This window comes from Mesorhizobium sp. WSM4820 (assembly GCF_055811075.1).
In genome coordinates this window covers 448,799-468,744 of sequence record NZ_JBVVQN010000002.1, presented here as the reverse complement: position 1 = coordinate 468,744, position 19,946 = coordinate 448,799, and the positions used below count along the sequence as shown (strand labels likewise).

At 64.2% G+C, this 19,946-nt stretch carries 17 protein-coding genes; 9 read left to right on the top strand and 8 right to left on the bottom strand.

Features of this window, described 5'->3' with window-relative positions; genetic code table 11:
• Positions 1 to 24: 24 nt before the first annotated feature.
• Complete coding sequence (locus AC0L2R_RS05650; RefSeq protein WP_027154680.1) at positions 25 to 807, bottom strand: GntR family transcriptional regulator; 783 nt, start codon at positions 805 to 807, stop codon at positions 25 to 27.
• Entirely contained in the window at positions 804 to 1,685 is an 882-nt protein-coding gene (locus AC0L2R_RS05645) for a glucosamine kinase nucleotide-binding domain-containing protein (RefSeq protein WP_473508010.1), read from the bottom strand. Before AC0L2R_RS05645 ends, AC0L2R_RS05650 begins: the two co-directional genes overlap by 4 nt.
• Positions 1,686 to 1,885: 200 nt before the next feature.
• Here AC0L2R_RS05645 and AC0L2R_RS05640 point away from each other — a divergent pair, with 200 nt between their 5' ends.
• The 7 genes from AC0L2R_RS05640 (at position 1,886) to AC0L2R_RS05610 (ending at position 8,857) form a co-directional block, all read left to right on the top strand.
• Complete coding sequence (locus tag AC0L2R_RS05640; RefSeq protein ID WP_473508009.1) at positions 1,886 to 2,842, top strand: N-acetylmuramic acid 6-phosphate etherase; 957 nt, start codon at positions 1,886 to 1,888, stop codon at positions 2,840 to 2,842.
• A gap of 2 nt (positions 2,843 to 2,844) precedes the next feature.
• Positions 2,845 to 4,104: an ABC transporter substrate-binding protein gene (locus AC0L2R_RS05635; protein ID WP_473508008.1), complete on the top strand. Its 1,260-nt coding sequence runs from the start codon at positions 2,845 to 2,847 to the stop codon at positions 4,102 to 4,104.
• Between the two features lie 248 nt (positions 4,105 to 4,352).
• Positions 4,353 to 5,276, top strand: coding sequence for a carbohydrate ABC transporter permease (locus AC0L2R_RS05630; protein ID WP_473508007.1), 924 nt, complete (start codon positions 4,353 to 4,355; stop codon positions 5,274 to 5,276).
• Between the two features lie 10 nt (positions 5,277 to 5,286).
• The gene (locus AC0L2R_RS05625; protein WP_023801468.1) at positions 5,287 to 6,126 is read left to right on the top strand and encodes a carbohydrate ABC transporter permease; all 840 of its coding nucleotides are present in this window, start codon (positions 5,287 to 5,289) and stop codon (positions 6,124 to 6,126) included.
• Complete coding sequence (locus AC0L2R_RS05620; protein ID WP_473508006.1) at positions 6,123 to 6,590, top strand: DUF4304 domain-containing protein; 468 nt, start codon at positions 6,123 to 6,125, stop codon at positions 6,588 to 6,590. The genes AC0L2R_RS05625 and AC0L2R_RS05620 overlap by 4 nt, the downstream gene beginning before the upstream one ends.
• A gap of 1 nt (position 6,591) precedes the next feature.
• Complete coding sequence (locus AC0L2R_RS05615; RefSeq protein WP_473508005.1) at positions 6,592 to 7,647, top strand: Gfo/Idh/MocA family protein; 1,056 nt, start codon at positions 6,592 to 6,594, stop codon at positions 7,645 to 7,647.
• A gap of 211 nt (positions 7,648 to 7,858) precedes the next feature.
• The gene (locus AC0L2R_RS05610) at positions 7,859 to 8,857 is read left to right on the top strand and encodes an ABC transporter ATP-binding protein (protein ID WP_473508004.1); all 999 of its coding nucleotides are present in this window, start codon (positions 7,859 to 7,861) and stop codon (positions 8,855 to 8,857) included.
• Positions 8,858 to 9,063: 206 nt separating this feature from the next.
• Here the strand turns inward: AC0L2R_RS05610 and AC0L2R_RS05605 are convergent, their stop codons facing one another.
• The 6 genes from AC0L2R_RS05605 to AC0L2R_RS05580 form a co-directional block, all read right to left on the bottom strand.
• Complete coding sequence (locus tag AC0L2R_RS05605) at positions 9,064 to 9,909, bottom strand: fumarylacetoacetate hydrolase family protein (RefSeq protein WP_473508003.1); 846 nt, start codon at positions 9,907 to 9,909, stop codon at positions 9,064 to 9,066.
• 31 nt (positions 9,910 to 9,940) lie between these two features.
• Complete coding sequence (locus tag AC0L2R_RS05600; protein WP_473508002.1) at positions 9,941 to 10,672, bottom strand: SDR family oxidoreductase; 732 nt, start codon at positions 10,670 to 10,672, stop codon at positions 9,941 to 9,943.
• Between the two features lie 191 nt (positions 10,673 to 10,863).
• Positions 10,864 to 13,236 (bottom strand): aldehyde dehydrogenase family protein, encoded by a 2,373-nt coding sequence (locus AC0L2R_RS05595; RefSeq protein ID WP_473508001.1) that lies wholly within the window; start codon positions 13,234 to 13,236, stop codon positions 10,864 to 10,866.
• A gap of 231 nt (positions 13,237 to 13,467) precedes the next feature.
• The gene (deoC, locus tag AC0L2R_RS05590) at positions 13,468 to 14,532 is read right to left on the bottom strand and encodes a deoxyribose-phosphate aldolase (protein WP_473508000.1); all 1,065 of its coding nucleotides are present in this window, start codon (positions 14,530 to 14,532) and stop codon (positions 13,468 to 13,470) included.
• Between the two features lie 101 nt (positions 14,533 to 14,633).
• Positions 14,634 to 14,774, bottom strand: coding sequence for a hypothetical protein (locus AC0L2R_RS05585; RefSeq protein ID WP_473507999.1), 141 nt, complete (start codon positions 14,772 to 14,774; stop codon positions 14,634 to 14,636).
• 34 nt (positions 14,775 to 14,808) lie between these two features.
• Positions 14,809 to 15,636 (bottom strand): ferredoxin--NADP reductase, encoded by an 828-nt coding sequence (locus AC0L2R_RS05580; RefSeq protein ID WP_473507998.1) that lies wholly within the window; start codon positions 15,634 to 15,636, stop codon positions 14,809 to 14,811.
• Between the two features lie 221 nt (positions 15,637 to 15,857).
• Between AC0L2R_RS05580 and AC0L2R_RS05575 the strand changes: the two genes are divergently transcribed.
• Both AC0L2R_RS05575 and AC0L2R_RS05570 read left to right on the top strand, forming a co-directional pair.
• Complete coding sequence (locus AC0L2R_RS05575; protein ID WP_473507997.1) at positions 15,858 to 17,942, top strand: hydantoinase/oxoprolinase family protein; 2,085 nt, start codon at positions 15,858 to 15,860, stop codon at positions 17,940 to 17,942.
• 172 nt (positions 17,943 to 18,114) lie between these two features.
• On the top strand, positions 18,115 to 19,860 hold the full coding sequence (locus tag AC0L2R_RS05570) for a hydantoinase B/oxoprolinase family protein (RefSeq protein ID WP_473507996.1): 1,746 nt from the start codon (positions 18,115 to 18,117) through the stop codon (positions 19,858 to 19,860).
• The last annotated feature ends 86 nt before the right edge of the window (positions 19,861 to 19,946 follow it).

Here is a 19,946-nt window from a genome sequence, read left to right as displayed (position 1 = left end):
TCCCCATTTGGGTGTTTACTGTGCTCATGGCCGGCCCTCTTCGCCCGGCCCGCTCAGCCGGAGCTCGGCGACGAAATCATAGGCGTCGCCCCTGTAGATGGAGCGGGTGAATTCGATCACCTTGCCGCTCGCCAGATAGGAAATACGCTCGATGTGCAGGCCGGCAATGCCAGGCGGCACTTCGAGCAGGCGCGCGTCGTCGTCGCCGAGATTGGCGGCGGAGATGCGCTGCACCGCCCGCACCGGCCGATGGCCGGTCGTTTCAAGCGCCGCGTAGAGCGACGAACCGATCGCCGCCGGGTCGGGCAGCACGCTGGCAGACAGTGCCGCGCGCTCGATCGCCAGCGGCGTTTCGTTGGCGATGCGCAGCCGCGCCACCCGCGCCACCAGTTCGTTCGACGACAGGCCGAGCACCATCATCTCGTCCGGCGAGGGCGCATAGAGGCCGCGGTCGAGCCAGGCCGAACGCACCGCCATGCCGCGCCGCGCCATATCCTCAGTGAAGGACGTCAGCCGCGACAGCGACTGCTCGACGCGCTCCATCCGCGGCGCGACGAAGGTGCCGGAGCCGTGACGCTGGACGAGGATGCCGCCCTTGACCAGATCCTGCACCGCCTTGCGCACGGTGACCCGGGAAATGTCGGCCTTGCTGGCGATGTCGCGCTCGGACGGCAGCGCGTCGCCCGGCCCGATCAGGCCGCGATTGACCGCGTCCTCGATGCTCTTCCTGAGCTGCAGATAGAGCGGCGCGCCGCTTTGCGCCGACTGTTTCAGTGTGGCGAAGATCTGGTCGGCGGCTTCGCTCATCGCGTTGCCTCCGCTGCTTTGGCGAAGACACGCACCGCCATCTGCACGGCGCCGCCCAGCGCGTCGTCGAGCGGCGGCTTCAGCAGCGCCCGGTAGCGCGCCGACAGCCGCGGCGCATAGAGCGGCGCCAGCCCGCCAAGCAGGCAGAGCGGATCGTCGTCGCCGAGATCGAGCACGCCAAGTGCTGCCTCGACGTCGGCGATTGCCTTGTCGAGGATCCAGTTGGCGACGGCGTCACCCTTTTCGGCATGCTCGAAGACCTTGGGCGCGAAGCCGCCGAAATCGCCGGGTTTTGCGTTGGTGGTGAACTCGACCAAATCCTCGGGATTGTCGCGGAAGACGGCGAGCATGGCCTGCGTCAGCGGCGATCCCTGGCGGATGCCGTCATAGGCGAGCAGCGTCTGCTCGAGCAGGTCGCGGCCGATGCGGGCGCCGCTGCCCTGGTCGCCGACCTGGAATCCCCAGCCGCCGATGGCGCGCGACTTGCCGTTTTTGCGCGCCATATAGGCGGTGCCGGTGCCGAGGATGGCCATGGCGCCGTCACCGGAGCCGACCGCGCCTTCCAGGGCAATCTCGGCGTCGGTCTCGACACGGTTTTGGCTGAACGGCAGGATCGCTTCGAGCTGCTGCCTGTAGGTGCCGACATTGGCGCCGGCGAGGCCGAGGATGGCCGGGGTCTGCGGGATCAGTTCGGGGTCCTGCCCAGCGGCGACAAAGGCCTGCCTTGCCGCCTCGACGATGTTGGCCCTGGCGCCGGTGAGATCGGTGCGGATGTTGGCCGCACCGCTCTTGGCGCGGCCGACGACAGTGCCGTCCGCTGTTGCAAGAGCCGCCCTGCAGCTGGTGCCGCCGCCATCGATGCCAAGCACGAATTTCACACGATTTCTCCTCCCGGCGGATAATACCAATAAAATACCAATAGCCAAGGACTAATTTTCATTTCAAAAAGATTAAGGCGTATTTTATTGAAAAACCTATGCATTTTGACAAAAGACCAGTTCCGAGGCAGGGAAATCGCTAATGCGTGTGGACAAGTGGTATTTTTTTGGTATTGTTTTCTGGATTGGAGGGAAAGCGGATGGCCGAAACGCGCACTGAAGCGCTTCACCAGAATGCCGAGGGGCTGGACATCCAGGCTCCGGACGCCATCCTTTCCTTTTTGGCCAACGCGCAGATCGAGGCCGCCAAGGCGGTGCGCGGCGCCGTTCCCGCCATCGCCAAAGCCGCCGAGATCATCGCCAGCCGGCTGAACAGCGGCGGCAAGCTCGCTTACGCGGCGGCCGGCAGCTCGGGCCTGATGGCGCTGGCCGATGCGCTGGAACTGCCGGGCACCTTCGGCATTCAGCGCGATCGTATCGCCATCCTGATCGCCGGTGGCGACGATGCCTTCAAGACACTGGCCGGCGGGCCGGAGGACGACACCGACGAAGCCTCGGCAGCGGTTGCCGCTGCCGGCATCGGCGAGGGCGACTGCCTGATCGCGGTCTCGGCCAGCGGCTCGACGCCCTATGCGGTCAGGGCGATCGAGGACGCCAGGCGCCGGGGGGCGGCGACCATCGCCATCGCCAACAACAAGAGTGCGCCGCTGCTTCGGCTGGCCGACATCGCCATATTGCTCGAAACGCCGCCGGAGCTGATCGCCGGCTCGACGCGCATGGGCGCCGGCACCGCCCAGAAGATCGCGCTCAACATGCTATCGACGCTGGCCGCCATCCATCTTGGCCATGTCCATGACGGCTACATGGTCAATCTGATGGCCGACAACATCAAGCTGCGCGACCGCGCCGCCCGTATCGTCGCCGCCATCAGCGGGCGCAGCAGGGACGATGCGGCGCGCCTGCTCGAGGACAGCGGCGGCGTCGTCAAGACCGCCATTCTGCTCGCCGCCGGCGCGGCAAATGCCGACGCGGCGCAGAAGCTACTGGAAGGGACCGGCCAAAAACTGCGTCCGGCGCTTTCCGCGATCGAGGGGAGCATGAGGCAGAAAGCCTCTGTTCTCAAAACCGAACCTGAAAAAGGTCAACAGGGAGACTGAGCATGACAACCAAACTACTGACGGCACTGCTTCTCGGCACCAGCATTCTCGGCTCGGCCGGAATGGCCTATGCCCAGGACGTAACGCTCAACATCGAAAGCTGGCGCGGCGACGACCTTGCCATCTGGAAGGACAAGCTGATCCCGGCTTTTGAGGCCAAGAACCCGGGCATCAAGGTGGTGTTCGCGCCGTCGGCGCCGACCGAATATGACGCCGCGATGGGCGCCAAGCTCGCCGCCGGCTCGGCCGGCGACCTGATCACCTGCCGCCCGTTCGACAAGTCGCTGGAGCTGTTCAAGAAGGGCAATCTCGCCGATATCTCGACGCTGCCCGGCATGGAGAATTTTTCCGACGTCGCCAAGGCCGCCTGGCAGACCGACGACGGCAAGGCGAGCTTCTGCGTGCCGATGGCTTCCGTCATCCACGGCTTCATCTACAACAAGGACGCCTTCGACCAGCTCGGCATCAAGGTGCCGACGACCAATGAGGAGTTTTATGCCGCGCTCGACAAGATCAAGGCCGACGGCACCTACATCCCGTTGGCGATGGGCACCAAGGATCTCTGGGAAGCCGCGACCATGGGCTACCAGAACATCGGCCCGAACTACTGGAAGGGCGAAGAAGGCCGTCTGGCGCTGATCAAGGGCGAGCAGAAGCTGACCGATCCGCAGTGGGTTACGCCGTTTGCCGAACTCGCCAAGTGGAAGCCGTATCTCGGCGACGGTTTTGAGGCACAGACCTATCCGGACAGCCAGAACCTGTTCACCCTCGGCCGCGCCGCCATCTACCCGGCCGGCTCGTGGGAGATCGGCCTGTTCAACACCCAGGCGCAGTTCAAGATGGGCGCCTTCCCGCCGCCGGTGCCGAAGGCCGGCGACACCTGCTACATCTCCGACCACACCGACATCGGCATGGGCCTCAATGCGGCGTCGAAGAATGCGGATGCGGCAAAAACCTTCCTGACCTGGGTCGCCTCGCCGGATTTCGCCACCATCTACGCCAACGCGCTGCCGGGCTTCTTCAGCCTGAACAACACCCCGGTGAAGATGGAAGACCCGCTGGCGCAGGAATTCGTCTCCTGGCGCGACAAGTGCAAGTCGACGATCCGCTCGACCTATCAGATCCTGTCGCGCGGCACGCCGAATCTCGAGAACGAGACGTGGGTTGAATCGGCCAACGTCATCAACGGCACCGTCACGCCGGAAGCTGCCGCCAAGAAGCTGCAGGACGGCCTCGACAGCTGGTATAAGCCGGCGAAGTAAGAGCGCAGATAGAAGCAAGGCCGTCGCAAGTGGACGGCTCTGCTTTTTTCGATAGCATCGACTGCAACCGACGGCGCCGCCCCTCATCCGCCTGCCGGCACCTTCTCCCCCGAATAGTGACGGGGAGAAGGGAGAAGCTCCGGCGCTGACGCCCCCCTCTCCCCGTCCTTCACGGGGAGAGGGTCAGGGTGAGGGGCAGCGCTGCCGTCGAAAGCATCGCAAGAACCTGATCGGCGGGGACCGAACGCATGGCCGCAGCACCGAAACGACCGTTCCGCTGGCATATCGTCGTCTTCCTGGCGCCGGCGGTGCTGGTCTATACGGCGATCATGATCCTGCCGTTGGCCGGCACGCTGCAGCTTTCGCTGTTCCGCAACATCGACCAGGCCCAGGTCTTCGTCGGGCTGGAAAATTTTCGCAAGCTGTTCGGCGATCCCAACTGGTCGGTCAATTTCTGGAACGCGCTGCGCAACAACGTCTGGTTCTTCATCATCCACATGATCGTGCAGAATCCGATCGGGGTGCTTTTGGCCGCACTGCTGTCCAGCCCGCGGCTGAGATTCTCCGCCTTCTACCGCACCGCGATCTTCGTCCCGACGATCCTGTCCTTCGTCATCGTCGGCTTCGCCTGGAAGCTGATCCTGTCGCCGCTGTGGGGTGTGGCGCCGAACCTGATGGATCTCGTCGGCCTCAAAAGCCTGTTCACGCCGTGGCTCGGCAAAGAAGAATATGCGCTGACCACGCTCAGCCTGATCTCGGTGTGGCAGTTCGTCGGCATCCCGATGATGCTGATCTATGCCGCGCTGCTGTCGATCCCCGAGGAGGTGATCGAAGCCGCCGAATGCGACGGCATCACCGGCATGTCGCAGTTCTGGAAGATCAAGCTGCCACTGATCCTGCCGTCGATCGGCATCATCTCGATCCTCACCTTCGTCGGCAATTTCAACGCCTTCGACCTGATCTACACCGCGCAAGGCGCGCTGGCCGGGCCGAACTATTCGACCGATATTCTCGGCACCTTCCTCTACCGCGCCTTCTTCGGTTTCCAGCTGCAGGTCGGCGATCCCAACATGGGCGCGGCGATCGCCACGATGATGTTCCTGATCATCCTTGGCGGCGTCTGCGTCTACCTGTTCCTCGTCCAGACGCGCCTGCGTCGCTATCAGTTTTAGGGGGCCGGACATGAGCACGGCGACCCACTCCCTGCCCCGCACCATCGGCGCCCATGCGGTGCTGTTGACCTACACGGTGATCGCGCTGTTTCCGGTGATCATCGTCATCATGAATTCGTTTAAATCCCGCGCCGGCATCTTCGGCGCGCCGTTGACGCCGCCGACGCCGAAAACCTTCGACCTGATCGGCTACACCACCGTCATCGGCCAGGGCGATTTCATCCACTATTTCCAGAACAGCCTTGTCGTCACCGTCGCCTCGCTGTTCTTCGTGCTGCTGTTTGGCGCGATGGCCGCCTTTGCGCTGTCGGAGTACCGTTTTCGCGGCAATTCGCTGATGGGGCTTTATCTCGCCCTCGGCATCATGATCCCGATCCGCCTCGGCACTGTCGCCATCCTGCAATTGATGGTGGCGAGCGGACTGGTCAACACGCTGACGGCGCTGATCCTGGTTTATACGGCGCAAGGCCTGCCGCTTGCCGTCTTCATCCTGTCGGAATTCATGAAGCAGGTCTCCGACGATCTGAAGAATGCCGGACGCATCGACGGCCTGTCCGAATACACCATCTTCTTCCGGCTGGTGCTGCCGCTGGTGCGGCCGTCGATGGCGACGGTCGCCGTCTTCACCATGATCCCGATCTGGAACGATCTGTGGTTTCCGCTGATCCTGGCGCCGTCGGAGGAAACCAAGACGGTGACGCTCGGCGCGCAGCTGTTCCTCGGCCAGTTCGTCACCAACTGGAACGCCATCCTTGCCGCACTGTCGCTGGCGATCATGCCGGTGCTGATCCTCTACGTCATCTTCTCGCGGCAGCTGATCCGCGGCATTACTTCCGGAGCCGTCAAATGAGTGATGGTCGAGAGATTATCGCCCAGAGCCTTGCCGAGACGGCAAGGCGCTATGGATTTCGAGGCGTTCGCGCCACGAATTTTTACCGGGAGTGGCCGGAGACCATCTGCTTGCTAAACCTTCAGAAGTCTTCCTGGGGGGCGCAGTTCTATATGAACGCCGCTGTGTGGTTTACGCGGCTTGGGAAGGAACGCCGGCCGAAAGAATTCAACTGTCATATTCGTTGGCGCGTCAATTCCCAGATGGAAGACGAGCAGTCGAAGGTGTTCACGCTGGCGCTCAATCTTGAGCATCCCTTGCCTGACGATCAGAGGCTTTCGCTGATCAAGGAAGGAGTCGATGGCTATGGCTTCCGACTTTTGTCCCGCTGCGACAGTGAAGAAGCGGCTCTGCGGGTCGCAGATGAATGCGAGCCACAGGTAATGGTGGCTCTCGCAGCTCGCAGGCAAGAAAAGGCAGATTGAAATGACCGAACCTCTTCGCGTCGTCGTCGCCGGCCTCGGCAATATGGGCCGCAGCCATGCGCTGGCCTATCACACCAACCCGGGGTTCCAGATTGCGGCGCTGGTCAACCGCTCGGACGTGCCGCTGCCGCCCGGGCTTTCCGGCTACGGCATCAGGCGCTCCTTCGAAGAGGCGCTGCGCGACGAGAGGCCCGAAATCGCCTGCATCGCCACCTATTCCGACAGCCATGCCGACTATGCGGTGAAGGCGTTCGAGGCCGGCTGCCATGTCTTTGTCGAAAAGCCGCTGGCGACGACGGTGGCGGATGCCAAACGCGTCGTTGCCGCAGCCAAGGCCAACGGCAGAAAACTGGTGATCGGCTACATCCTGCGCCATCACCCGTCCTGGATCAGGCTGATCGCCGAGGCGCGAAAACTGGGCGGTCCTTACGTGTTCCGCATGAACCTCAACCAGCAATCCTCCGGTCATAGCTGGCAGACGCACAAGCAATTGATGCAGACGACGTCGCCGATCGTCGATTGCGGCGTGCATTATCTCGACGTAATGCTGCAGATCACCGACGCCAGGCCGGTCGAGGTGCGCGGCATGGGGCTGCGGCTGAGCGACGAGATTGCGCCAACAATGTACAATTACGGTCATCTGCAGGTGCTGTTCGACGATGGTTCGGTCGGCTGGTACGAGGCCGGCTGGGGGCCGATGATCTCGGAAACCGCCTTTTTTGTGAAGGACGTGATCTCGCCCAAGGGCTGCGTGTCGATCGTCATGAAGGAGGGCGTCAGATCCGACGACATCGACACCCACACCAGGACCTCGACTATCCGCCTGCACAGCGCGGCGACCGGCGCGGACGGAAAATTCGCCAAGCCGGATGAGCTGCTGTCGATGGAAGGCGAGCCCGGCCATCAGGATCTCTGCGACCGCGAACAGGCTTTTCTGCTGAAGGCGATTCGCGAGGATATTGATCTCTCCCGCCACATGGACGACGCGGTGAAGTCGCTCGCCGTCTGCCTTGCCGCCGACGAAAGCGTGCGCAGCGGGAAGGCGGTGCGACTGTGACAGGGGTCGAGTTCCACGCCACCCCCCTCTGTCCTGCCGGACATCTCCCCCGCAAGGGGGGAGATTGGATGTCACGACCGGTTTCGCCAACTTTTGACGCGGCAGAACAGGCGTCGACGCAAACGCTGCCGATCTCCCCCCTTGCGGGGGAGATGGCCGGCAGGCCAGAGGGGGGTGCATTGGCGCCCACATTCCAATCCGGAGGAACGCCGTGGGCGCGCTGAACATCGAGAATGTGAAGAAGGCCTTTGGGCCCGTCGAGGTGCTGAAGGGCATCAACCTGGAAGTGACCGATGGCGAATTCGTCGTCTTCGTCGGCCCCTCCGGCTGTGGTAAATCGACCTTGCTCAGGGTCATCGCCGGGCTGGAGGATTCGACCTCGGGGCGGGTTGTCATCGATGGCGCGGACGTCTCCGCAACCCCGCCGGCCAAGCGCGGCATCGCCATGGTGTTCCAGACCTATGCGCTCTACCCGCATCTGACGGTGAAGAACAATATGGGCCTCGGCCTCAAGCAGGCGGGCACGCCGGCGGCCGAGATCGACCGCCGCATCGGCATCGCCTCCTCTATGCTGTCGCTGGAGCCCTATCTCGCCAGGCGCCCGGCCGAGCTGTCCGGCGGCCAGCGCCAACGCGTCGCCATCGGCCGCGCCGTGGTGCGTGAGCCCAAGCTTTTCCTGTTCGACGAGCCTTTGTCCAACCTCGATGCCGCACTGCGCGTCAACACCAGGCTGGAGATCGCGCAGCTGCATCGCCGGCTGAAGGCGACGATGATCTATGTCACCCACGACCAGGTCGAGGCGATGACGCTGGCCGACAAGATCGTCGTGCTCAACGCGGGCAAGATCGAGCAGATCGGCGGACCGATGGAACTCTACAATGCGCCGGCGAATGAGTTCGTCGCCGGCTTCATCGGCTCGCCGAAGATGAATTTCGTCGACGGCGCCAGGCTTGGCGAGACGGCCAAGACCATTGGCGTCCGTCCCGAGCATTTGACCGTCGATGCGAAATCCGGCGCCTGGAAAGGCGCGGTCGTCCATGCCGAGCACCTCGGCGCCGACACCAACCTCTATCTCGACTGCGAAAAGGCCGGGCTGATCACCGTGCGCATTTTTGGCGTCTACAACGCCGAACCGGGCGCCACGCTTTATGCGACGCCGGATCCGGCGAAGACGTATCGGTTTGGAGCGGATGGCAAGGTGCTGAAGTAGCGCCCCTTTTTCCTTCTCCCCCTGTGGGAGAAGGTGGATCGGCGCGCAGCGCCGAGACGGAAGAGGGGTGTTGGAAGGAATGCCGTCCGTGCCAAGCTGGAGCATCCCTCATCCGACCTCGCGGAGCCTGTCCTCGGGCTTGCCGGAGGCAAGACTCGTGGGCGAGGCCACCTTCTCCCACAACAAGGGGAGAAGGCAGAGCGCCGCTACGCGTCCGCCTTGAACGTCTGCTTCTGCATGCCCAGCCCTTCGATGCCGAGCTCGACGACGTCGCCGGGCTTCAGGAACACCGGCGGCTTCATGCCCAAGCCGACGCCGGGTGGCGTGCCGGTCGAGATGATGTCGCCAGGATGCAGCGACATGAACTGGCTGAGATAGGAGACCAGGTAGGCGACGCCATAGACCATGGTCCTGGTCGAGCCGTTCTGCATCGTCTTGCCGTTGACCTTCAGCCACATCGGGATGTTCTGCGGGTCCTGGACCTCGTCCTTGGTCACCAGCCACGGGCCGATCGGCCCGAACGTGTCGCACGACTTGCCCTTGGTCCACTGGCCCTGGCGCTCGGCCTGGAAGGCGCGCTCGGACACGTCATGCGCGACGCAGTAGCCGGCGACATAATTGAGCGCCTCGGCCTCGGTGACGTATTTGGCGGTTTTGCCGATGACCACGCCAAGCTCGACTTCCCAGTCGGTCTTGACCGAGCCGCGCGGGATCAGCACGTCGTCGTCAGGCCCGACGATGGCCGAGCTTGCCTTCATGAAGATGATCGGCTCCGGCGGCACGGTGGCGCCCGTCTCGGCGGCATGGTCGGAATAGTTGAGGCCGATGCAGATGAATTTGCCGGTGCCGGCGACGCAGGCGCCGATGCGGGGATTGCCGGAAACCGCCGGCAGCGATTTCGGATCGAGCTTCGACAATGTTTCGAGCGATGCCGGGTGGAGCGCCTTGCCGGCAATGTCGGTGACATGGGCGGAGAGATCGCGGATCGTTCCATCCGCATCGAGCAGGCCGGGGCGTTCGCTCCCCGCCTCGCCATAGCGCAGCAGTTTCATTCTTTTTCTCCTGGTTGCGGCCGGAGGCCTCTTAGATCGACCAGCCACCGTCGATATTATAAGCCTGCCCCGACGTATAGGTGGCGCCGGCCAGATAGACGGCGAGATCGGCGATTTCCTCTGGCGTGCCGAGGCGGCCCATCGGCTGGCGGGCGATGAAGGCGGCGCGGGCCGCCTCGTAGTCGCCCTGCGCATGCATGCGGTCCTCCAGCGACGGGCTTTCGACGGTGCCCGGGCAAATGGCGTTGCAGCGTATGCCCTTGCCGACATAGTCGGCGGCGACCGATTTGGTCAGGCCGATGACCGCCGCCTTGGTCAGCCCGTAGACGAAGCGGTTGGGCACGCCCTTGGTCGAGCCGGCCAGCGACGCCATGTTGATGATCGAGCCGTCGCCGCGCTCCAGCATGCCGGGCAGCACGGCGCGGATGGTGCGGATCATCGAGCGAACGTTGAGATCATAGGCAAAATCGAGGTCGGCGTCCTTCATCTCGAGGATCGAGCCCGAATGGACGAAGCCGGCGCAGTTGAACAGCACATCGACGGCGCCGATCTCGGCGAAGGCAGTTTCGACCGCCTCGTCGTTCAGCACGTCGAGCTTGCGGGTGTTGATCCCGGGGGTCTTGCCGAGGTCGGCGAGCAGCACCTCGTTGATGTCGGTGGCGTGGACGACAGCGCCCGCCCTGGCGAAAGCCAGCGCGCTCGCCCGGCCGATTCCTTGTGCCGCCGCCGTGACGACAACGATCTTGCCTGCCAGATCCGCCATGCTTTTTTCTCCCTCTGTGGCCGCCCGGGTGCTATTCGCCTAGGGGCGGCAAATGTTTTTTCTCGGTAAAGAACATCTTTTGGCCCGTCAAGCCCGGCGCCGAGGCAGCGTCTTTCTCCCCGTCACTATACGGGGAGAGGATGCCGGCAGGCAGGTGAGGCGCGCCGCCGACGTCGACAATCGACACACGCTCAGTCGCCGTAGGGCACCCAGACGTTCTTGACCTCGACGGCACGGCGCAGCAACGCATCGCCGGCGGCCTCGGCCGACGCCCAGTCGAGGCTGCGGCCGTTGCCGGTCCAGACGCGCTTGAGATTGCCGACGGAGGCGGCTTCGGCCCTGGCGCAGGTTTCGGCATCGGCGAACACCCACAGCCCGTCGACATCGTCATGCCTGGCCAGCACGCCGGCGAGCTCGGCGCTGCGGCCGGTGACGATGTTGATGGCCCCGGCCGGAACGTCGGAATATTCGATGATTTGGTAGAGATCGGTGGCAAGCAGCGGATATTTTTCCGAAGGCACCGCGACCACGGTGTTGCCCATGGCCAGCGCCGGCGCCACCAGCGAGATCAGGCCGAGCAAAGGCGCATTGTCTGATACCACGATGCCGACGACGCCGACCGGCTCATGCAGCGCCAGCGTGACGGCGCGGGCCGGCGGCTGGTGAATGCTGCCCTCGAACTTGTCGGCCAGGCCGGCATAGAGGAACAGCCGCTCGATCGATTGCTCGACCTCGTCGCGCGCCGCCTTGGCGGTGGCGCCTGTCAGCTCCGTTAAACGCGCCGCGAATTCTCCGGCACGGCCCGAAAGGTTTTCGGCCAGATAATACAGCACCTGGCTGCGGTTGTAGGCGGTCGCCTCCGGCCAGCCCTTGCAGGCACGTGCAGCCGCGACGGCGTCGCGAACATCCTTGCGGCTGCCGAGCCCGACCTCGCCGGCAAGCTTGCCCTTGGCGGTGGCTATATCAAGCGAATAATTGCCGTCCGGCCGCACCTGCTTGCCGCCGATGAACAGTTTTGCCGTGCGATCGATGGCAACACCTTCCGTCCGCTCGATCGACGGCGCGGCGGCCGCCGCCGGCTTGATGGCGGGACCAAGAGGCAGTTTTGCCGAGAAATATTCGAACATGCCCTCGCGGCCGCCTTCGCGGCCAAAACCGCTCTCGCGATAACCGCCGAAGCCGCAGGCGGCATCGAACATGTTGGTGCCGTTGACCCAGACGACGCCGGCCTTCAATTGCGGCGCGACGTGCAGCGCAAGGTTGACGTTCTCGCTCCACACCGAGGCGGCCAGGCCGTAGCGCGTGTTGTTGGCGAGCTCGATCGCTTCCTCGGTGTTGCGGAAGGTCATGGTCGCCAGCACCGGCCCGAATACTTCTTCTTGGGCCAGGATATTGGCCGGAGAAACACCGGTGGCGAGTGTCGGCAGGTGATAATAACCGGAAGACGGCAGCGCCACGTCCGGTTGCCAGCAGACGGCGCCCTGCCTGGCGCCTTCGGCGACCAGCCCCTTGACGCGATCGAGCTGGGTCAGGTCGACCAGCGGGCCGATATCGGTGTTCTTGTCGAGCGGGCTGCCGACGCGCAGCCGGCTCATCCGCGTCTTGACCTTGGCGATGAAGGCCTCGGCGATGCCTTCCTGCACCAAAAGGCGCGAGCCGGCGCAGCAGACCTGGCCCTGGTTGAACCAGATGCCGTCGACCAATCCCTCGACGGCGCTGTCGAGGTCGGCATCCTCGAAGACGACGAAGGCCGACTTGCCGCCAAGCTCCAGCGATATTTTTTTGCCCGACCCGGCAGTGGCCTTGCGGATGATCTTGCCGACCTCGGACGAGCCGGTGAAGGCGATTTTTTGGATGCCGGGATGGTTGACGATTGCCGCGCCCGCTTCGGGTCCGCCCTGGACGATGTTGACGACGCCCTTCGGCACGCCGGCGCGCTGACAAATCTCGGCGAACAGGATGGCGGTGAGCGGCGTGAACTCGGCCGGCTTGAGCACCACCGTGCAGCCGGCGGCGAGCGCAGGCGCGATCTTCCAGGCCAGCATCAACAGCGGGAAATTCCACGGGATGATCTGGCCGACGACGCCGACGCCCTTCTGATCAGGGAAATCCCTGTCCAGCGCCTGCGCCCAGCCGGCATGGTGGATGAAATGGCGGATGGCCAACGGCACATCGATGTCGCGGCTTTCGCGGATCGGCTTGCCGTTGTCGATCGATTCCAGCACCGCAAACAGCCGCTGATGACGCTGCATGGCGCGGCCGATGGCATAGAGCACCTTTGCACGGCTGTAGCCGGAGCTGGCGCTCCATTTCGGCAACGCCTTTGTCGCGGCCGAAACCGCCGCATCGATATCGGCAGCTCCGGCATCCGACACTTTTGCCAGCAATTTTCCCGATGACGGATCGCTGGTGTCAAAAGTCTTGCCGCTGGCGGCCGCCTTCCAGTCGCCGCCGATGAACAGCGCCTTGGAGAAAACCCGCGCCGCAAGCCAGGCATCGGCCTCATTGCGGGCCTCCGGCGCCGGGCCGTAATCCATGGCGTGATAGCGTTCGAGAATGTTCATGGAGCGCTCCCGATAGTCGTCTGGGTGGGCGTTCTGTGGCGCCCCCCTCTGTCCTGCCGGACATCTCCCCCACTAGGGGGGAGATCGGCTGTTTCGCCGACACCGCCTCTTTTTTCGAGGTTGGCCGTTGGCGAAATCAAAGATGAAGGCCAATCTCCCCCCAAGTGGGGGAGATGTCCGGCAGGACAGAGGGGGGCGCCACGGAACTCCACGTTCAACACCCTGATCCCGCTACGCCATCGCGTGGCGATGATTGGCCGAATAATGACCGGTCAGGTGATGTTCGAGCTGGCGCTCGATGTCGGTCAGAAGGCTCGATGCACCGAAGCGGAACAGGTCCGGCTCCAGCCATCGCCGGCCAAGTTCTTCCTTCATCAGCACCAGCCAGTCGAGCGACGCCTTTGCCGTGGAAATGCCGCCGGCCGGCTTGAAGCCGATGAGGTAGCCGGTCTCCTCGAAATAGGCGCGGATGGCGCGCACCATGGCAAGGCCGACCGGCAGCGTCGCGTTGACGCTTTCCTTGCCGGTCGACGTCTTTATGAAATCGGCGCCCGCCATCATCGCCACCATCGACGCCAGCATGACGTTGCGCAGCGTCGCAAGGTCGCCGGTGCCGAGGATCACCTTCAGATGCGCCTCGCCGCAGGCGGCGCGCATCGCAACGATCTCGTTATAGAGTTCCTGCCATTTCGCTGCGAAGACCAGGCCGCGCGGTATGACGACGTCGATCTCGTCGGCACCGTCGCTCACCGAGGCTTCGATCTCCTGCAGGCGCGTCGAAAGTGGCGTGAGGCCGTGCGGGAAGGCGGTGGAAACGGCGGCGACATGGATGCCGCTGCCGCGCAGCGCATCGACGGCAGTGGCGACGAAGGGATGATAGACGCAGACCGCCGCCGGGCGGATCTTCTCGCCAGTAATGCCGAGGCCTTCGACGATGTCGCGGCGGAACGGATTGATCGCCTTGGCGCACAGCCGGCGCACGCGCTCGTCGGTGTCGTTCGAGTTCAGCGTCGTCAGGTCCATGCAGGCAACGGCGCGCAGCAGCCAGGCGGCCTGGTTGTCGGCCTTGATCGAGCGCCGCTTGGTCAGGCTGGCGACACGCCGTTCCAGCGCCGAGCGGTTGACGCTGCGCATCGATTCCATGAAGCCGAGATCGAGCTTCATGCCGGGATTGCGGGCAATGCCGTGCGCTTGCGGCGCCGGCGCGTTGGCGGCGGTGCGCGCCGGCAGCGGCGTGATTTTGGAAGGTCCCGATCTGTCGGAACCAAGATCGGCTTCGCGGCTGGTGCTGCTCATCTCCTGCCCCTTTGTTCGACGGCTTGCGGTCGAAGATAGACCGTGAAGCAGCGCTTCACGAGTCCTTCAGGCGGTCATAGTTGAAAAAGCCAGCTGTGACATCAGCCGAACAGCGCTGCGGCGCTCTCCCTTCTCCCCTTGTGGGAGAAGGTGTCGCCGAAGGCGACGAATGAGGGGTGTTCCAGCTTGGCACCGCCGCACTCCGTCCAGCACCCCTCAACCGTCTTGGCGCTGCGCGCCAATCCACCTTCTCCCACAAGGGGAGAAGGAAAGAACCTACCCGACAAACGCGCGCTCGACGACGAAGCTTGCCGGATGATGCAGCGAGCCTTCCTCGAAGCCGAGGCTTTCGGCCAGTTCCTTGACATCCCTGAGCATGTGCATCGAGCCGCAGATCATGATGCGGTCGGTTTCGGGGTCGAGCTTGTCGATGCCGAGATCGGTAAAAAATTTTCCCGAGCCGATCAGCGCGGTGATGCGGCCCATGCGCTCGGAGGGTTCGCGCGTTGTCGAATTGTAGAGCGTGACGCGGCCGCCGGTCAGTTCGCCGATCAGCGGGTCGTTCTCCAGCTCTGCGACCAGCTCCTGGCCGTAGGTCAGTTCGGCATTGTCGCGGCAGGTGTGGGTCAGCACGACCTGCTCGAATTTCTCAAAAGTATCGGGGTCGCGCAGCAGGCTGGCGAAGGGCGCGATGCCGGTGCCGGTCGAGATCATGAACAGGCGCTTGGCCGGGGTCAGCGCGTCGACCACCAGCGTGCCGGTCGATTTTTGCCGCATGATGACGGTGTCGCCGATCTCGATTTTTTGCAGCTCAGACGTCAGCGGGCCGTCCGGCACCTTGATCGAGAAGAATTCGAGCTCGTCGTCCCAGGCCGGGCTGGCGATCGAATAGGCGCGGAACACCGGCTTTTCGGCATTGGGCAGGCCGATCATGACGAACTCGCCGGAGCGGAAGCGCAGCGACTGCGGGCGGGTGATGCGGAACGAAAACAGCCGGTCGGTATAGTGCTTCACCGAGACGACGGTCTCGGCATAGACATTGGCCGGAATTGGGAACTGCAGCGGCCGGGCGCCGGCGGTGTTGAGCGCGGATGTGGTGTTCATCAAACCTAACCTTCTGGCCCAACACGAGGGCGCTGACGCCAAACTTTCTCCTGCGCGCCCGAACCGATCAGGTTCCGGCGTGCCGTTTGCACACTGCCAAGCGGTAAGCTCTTGTGTCCGGAATTTATTAGTATACAAATGATATTTGCGTCAAGACGCCAGGCTGAAACACCTTTCCAAACTGAGACATATCTGTAGTCCTGACATTTCGGGTTTCGACAATGGAAGAGAATTTTTCGGCGCAGACGCTGGATTCCTCGGGCAGCGTCGTCGCCGGCATCGATGTCGGCGGAACCTTTACCGACCTGCTTCTGATCGACGGGCGTCACGGCGGCAAGGTGCATATCGCCAAGACCCCGACCACCATCGACAACCAGGCTTTTGGGGTCGTTTCGGCGCTCGACGCCACCGGTTTTCCCATCCGCGGCATCGACCTCATCGTGCACGGCACGACCACCACCACCAACGCAGTGCTCGAACGCCGCCTGGCCAAAACCGGCATGGTCACCACGCGCGGCTTTCGCGACGTCATCGAGCTCGGCCGGCGGACGCGGCCGCAGGCCTATGGCATGACCGGGACCTTCGTCCCGATCATTCCGCGCAACCTGCGGCTTGAAGTGTCGGAGCGCGTCGAAGCCTCGGGCGCGGTGCGCATTCCGCTCGACGAAGCCGAGATGCGCGCGGCGGTTTCACAATTGATCGCGGCCGGCTGCGAATCCCTCGTCATCCATTTCCTGCATGCCTACGCCAATCCGGCGCATGAGCGGCGCGCCGCCGAGATCGCCGCCGCGCTTTGGCCGAACAGCTACATCACGACGGGCCATGCGCTGCTGTCGGAAGCGCGCGAATTCGAGCGCGGCGTTACCGCTTCGGTCAACGCCTCGGTGCAGCCGATCCTCGAGCGCTATGTCGAGCGGCTGCGCAAGGAATTGGGGTCAAAAGGCTATGCCCGCGACTTCCTGATCATGAACGGCAATGGCGGCATGATCTCGGCCCGCTTCGTCACCCGTGAATCGGCCAAGACCGTGATGTCCGGCCCGGCCTCCGGCGTCATCGCCGCCGCCTATACCGGAAAACGCGCCGGCTTCGACAACCTGGTCACCTACGACATGGGCGGCACCTCGACCGACGTGGCGCTGATTCGCAATGCCGAACCGGCGGTGTCGAACGAGATCGAGATCGAATATGCGATGCCGATCCATGTGCCGATGGTGGCGGTGCACACGGTCGGCGCCGGCGGCGGCTCGATCGCCCGCGTCGATGCGGCCGGCCTGATCCAGATCGGCCCGGAAAGCGCCGGCGCCAATCCCGGCCCGATCTGCTACGGCCGCGGCGGCAGCGAGCCGACCATCACCGATGCCAATCTGGTGCTCGGCCGGCTGGCCCCGAAGAAGCTGCTTGCCGTCGAAAATCCGGTCACATCAGAGCACGTCACCGGCATTTTTGAAGACAGGATCGGCCGCCCCACCGGCCTGTCCGGCGTCGAGGCGGCGGGTGCGGTGCTGCGGCTCGGCAACATCAAGATGGCCGGCGCCATCCGCATGGTCTCGGTATCGCGTGGCCACGACCCGCGCGATTTCGCGCTGTTCGCCTTCGGCGGCGCCGGGCCGCTGCATGCGACGGCTTTGGCGCGCGAACTCGGCCTGCCAAAAGTCTTGGTGCCGGCGCGGCCGGGCATCACCAATGCGCTCGGCTGCGTCGTCGCCGATCTCAGGCACGATTTCGTCAACACCGTCAATCAGCCGGTGGCCGGTCTTGATGAAACCCAGCTTCACGCCGTATTGGAACGGCACCGAAACGAAGGCGAGGAGCTGATCGGCAAAGAGGCAGTAAAACCGGAGACGATCCGCGTCACCCATTCCGCCGACATGCAGTTCGTCGGCCAGACCCACATCATCAACGTGCCGCTGCCGTCGTCCGCGGTAACGCGCCCCGTCCTGCAGCAACTGTTCGAAAAGGCCTATTTCGCCCGCTTCAAGGTCGAGCTGCCGGAAATCCGCGCCAATCTGGTCAACCTCAACACCTCGGTCACCGGCGTGCGGCCGGCGATCGACCTGTCGCGGCTGATCGACCCGGCTGGCCGCGCCAGAACGCTTGATGAGGCGCGCCGCGAAATCCGGCCGGTCTGGTATGGCGGACACTGGCACAACACGCCTGTCTATATCAGGGAAAAGCTGCCGCTCGACGCCGTCATCGAGGGGCCGGCGATCCTCGAACAGATGGACGCCACCACCGTGCTCGAGCCCGGCGACCGGGCGCGCTCGGACGCCGACGGCAACATCATCATCGAGGTGGGGCAGTTATGATAAGGCTTTCATCGAAGAGGACCCCCACCCCTAGCCCCTCCCCACAAGGGGGAGGGGGATTGGGTCGAGCCACCAGTTCCTGGCATCCACACGCAGCGATTTGCTGCTTTCAGCGCCAACAAGCATCCCCCTCCCCCTTGTGGGGAGGGGTTAGGGGTGGGGGTCCGCGCGGATGATCACTCTCGACACTATTACGCTTTCGGTCATCCAGGCGGCGCTGCAGCAGGTCTGCGACGAGATGGACCTGACGTTTTCGCGCGCCGCCTTCTCGCCTGTCATTGCCGAGGCCAACGATCGCTCCGACGGCATCTATTCGGCGGTCGACGGATCGCTGATCGCACAGGGCAGCCAGGGTCTGCCGGTGTTCGTCGGCGTGATGCAGTATTCGACCAGGACGGTGATCGATATGATCGCCGACGGACGCTGCCTGCCGCCCGAGCCCGGCGACATCTACATCGTCAACGACCCCTATCTCGGCGGCACCCATCTGATGGATGTGCGCTTCGCCATGCCGGTCTACCGCGATGGCAAGATTTTTTGCTGGCTGTCGAACACCGGCCACTGGCCCGATATCGGCGGCTCGGTGCCGGGCGGCTTTTCCGCCTCGGCAACGGCGGTCGAGCAGGAAGGCTTGCGGCTGCCGCCGGTGAAACTGTTCAAGCAGGGCGTGCTCGATCGCGAGATCTACGCCATCATCTGCTCGAACATCAGGGTTGCCGACCAGCGCATCGGCGACATCCGCGCGCAAGCAGCGGCACTGCTGATCGGCCAGGACCGGCTCAATGGAATCCTGGATCGTTACGGAGACGAAACAGTCGTCGAGGCGATCGCCGAACTGCGCCGCCGCGCCGCCGAACAGATGCGCGCCAACATATCGGCCATTCCCGACGGCATCTATCGCTCAAAAGCCTTCGTCGATTCCGACGGGGTGGTCAACGAGCCGCTGACCATCGCGCTGGCCGTCGAGAAAAAGGGCGACACGCTCAGCTTCGATTTTTCCGGCTCGTCAAAGCCGTGCGCCGGGCCGATGAACAGCGTGCTGGCGACGACCTTGTCCTCGGTCTATCTCGCCATGCGCCACATTTTCCCCGATGTGCCGATCAGCGCCGGCGCCTTCGAGCCGCTGATCGTCAAGCGGCCGGAAGGCACTTTTCTCGACGCCAGATACCCGCGCCCGGTCTCGGGTTGCGCCGCCGAGGTTTCGCAGCGCATCGCCGAGGCGGTGTTCGCGGCGATGGTGCAGGCACTGCCCGACAAGGTGACGGCGGCTCCCGCCGGCTCCAGCGGCAATTTCGCGCTCGGCGGCAACGACCCGGCCCGCGGCCGCGATTACGTCATGTACCAGATCTCCGGCGGCGGCTATGGCGGCAATGCCGGTCATGACGGCCTGACCAATGGCTGCTCGACCATCGGCATTTCCAAATCGCCGCCGGTCGAGATCATGGAACAGGCTTTTCCGGTGCTCTACCGCCACTATGCCCTGCGCGAGGGCTCGGGCGGCGCCGGCAGGCACCGCGGCGGTTTCGGCCTCGCCTACGAGGTCGAGATCCTGCGCGGCGACGCCCGCGCCTCCTTCGTCATGGATCACGGCCGTTTCGGGCCGCAAGGCGCGCTCGGCGGCAAGGACGGCGCCGTCAACACGGTGACCGTTTTTCGCGACGGCCAAGAGCATGTGCCGCCGCATCTCTCCAAGGAGCAGGACATCGCGCTAAAAACCGGCGACCGCGTGCGCGTCGGCACGCCGGGCGGCGGCGGCTATGGCGATCCGCTGCAGCGCGATCCGCAACTGGTGCTGCGGGATGTCGCCCTGGGCTATTACACGCCCGAACAGGCCAGCGAGAAATTTGGCGTTGCCCTTTCCGCGGATGGGTCGGCAATCGACCAGGCCGCCACCGAGCGGGCACGAGCAGCCGGCTGACCGACGAAGCCTCCAATCGGGCCTTGCCGCGCCGTGATCGCCGCAGGGCATGTCGTTTCCGTCTCCGCCGCGCCCACAAAACCCCG

Coding starts and splice junctions, on each gene's coding strand:
- AC0L2R_RS05650 (WP_027154680.1), bottom strand. CDS start 807: ATGAGCGAAGCCGCCGACCAGATCTTCGCCACACTGAAACAGTCGGCG.
- AC0L2R_RS05640 (WP_473508009.1), top strand. CDS start 1,886: ATGGCCGAAACGCGCACTGAAGCGCTTCACCAGAATGCCGAGGGGCTG.
- AC0L2R_RS05635 (WP_473508008.1), top strand. CDS start 2,845: ATGACAACCAAACTACTGACGGCACTGCTTCTCGGCACCAGCATTCTC.
- AC0L2R_RS05630 (WP_473508007.1), top strand. CDS start 4,353: ATGGCCGCAGCACCGAAACGACCGTTCCGCTGGCATATCGTCGTCTTC.
- AC0L2R_RS05625 (WP_023801468.1), top strand. CDS start 5,287: ATGAGCACGGCGACCCACTCCCTGCCCCGCACCATCGGCGCCCATGCG.
- AC0L2R_RS05620 (WP_473508006.1), top strand. CDS start 6,123: ATGAGTGATGGTCGAGAGATTATCGCCCAGAGCCTTGCCGAGACGGCA.
- AC0L2R_RS05615 (WP_473508005.1), top strand. CDS start 6,592: ATGACCGAACCTCTTCGCGTCGTCGTCGCCGGCCTCGGCAATATGGGC.
- AC0L2R_RS05605 (WP_473508003.1), bottom strand. CDS start 9,909: ATGAAACTGCTGCGCTATGGCGAGGCGGGGAGCGAACGCCCCGGCCTG.
- AC0L2R_RS05600 (WP_473508002.1), bottom strand. CDS start 10,672: ATGGCGGATCTGGCAGGCAAGATCGTTGTCGTCACGGCGGCGGCACAA.
- AC0L2R_RS05595 (WP_473508001.1), bottom strand. CDS start 13,236: ATGAACATTCTCGAACGCTATCACGCCATGGATTACGGCCCGGCGCCG.
- deoC (WP_473508000.1), bottom strand. CDS start 14,532: ATGAGCAGCACCAGCCGCGAAGCCGATCTTGGTTCCGACAGATCGGGA.
- AC0L2R_RS05580 (WP_473507998.1), bottom strand. CDS start 15,636: ATGAACACCACATCCGCGCTCAACACCGCCGGCGCCCGGCCGCTGCAG.
- AC0L2R_RS05575 (WP_473507997.1), top strand. CDS start 15,858: ATGGAAGAGAATTTTTCGGCGCAGACGCTGGATTCCTCGGGCAGCGTC.
- AC0L2R_RS05570 (WP_473507996.1), top strand. CDS start 18,115: ATGATCACTCTCGACACTATTACGCTTTCGGTCATCCAGGCGGCGCTG.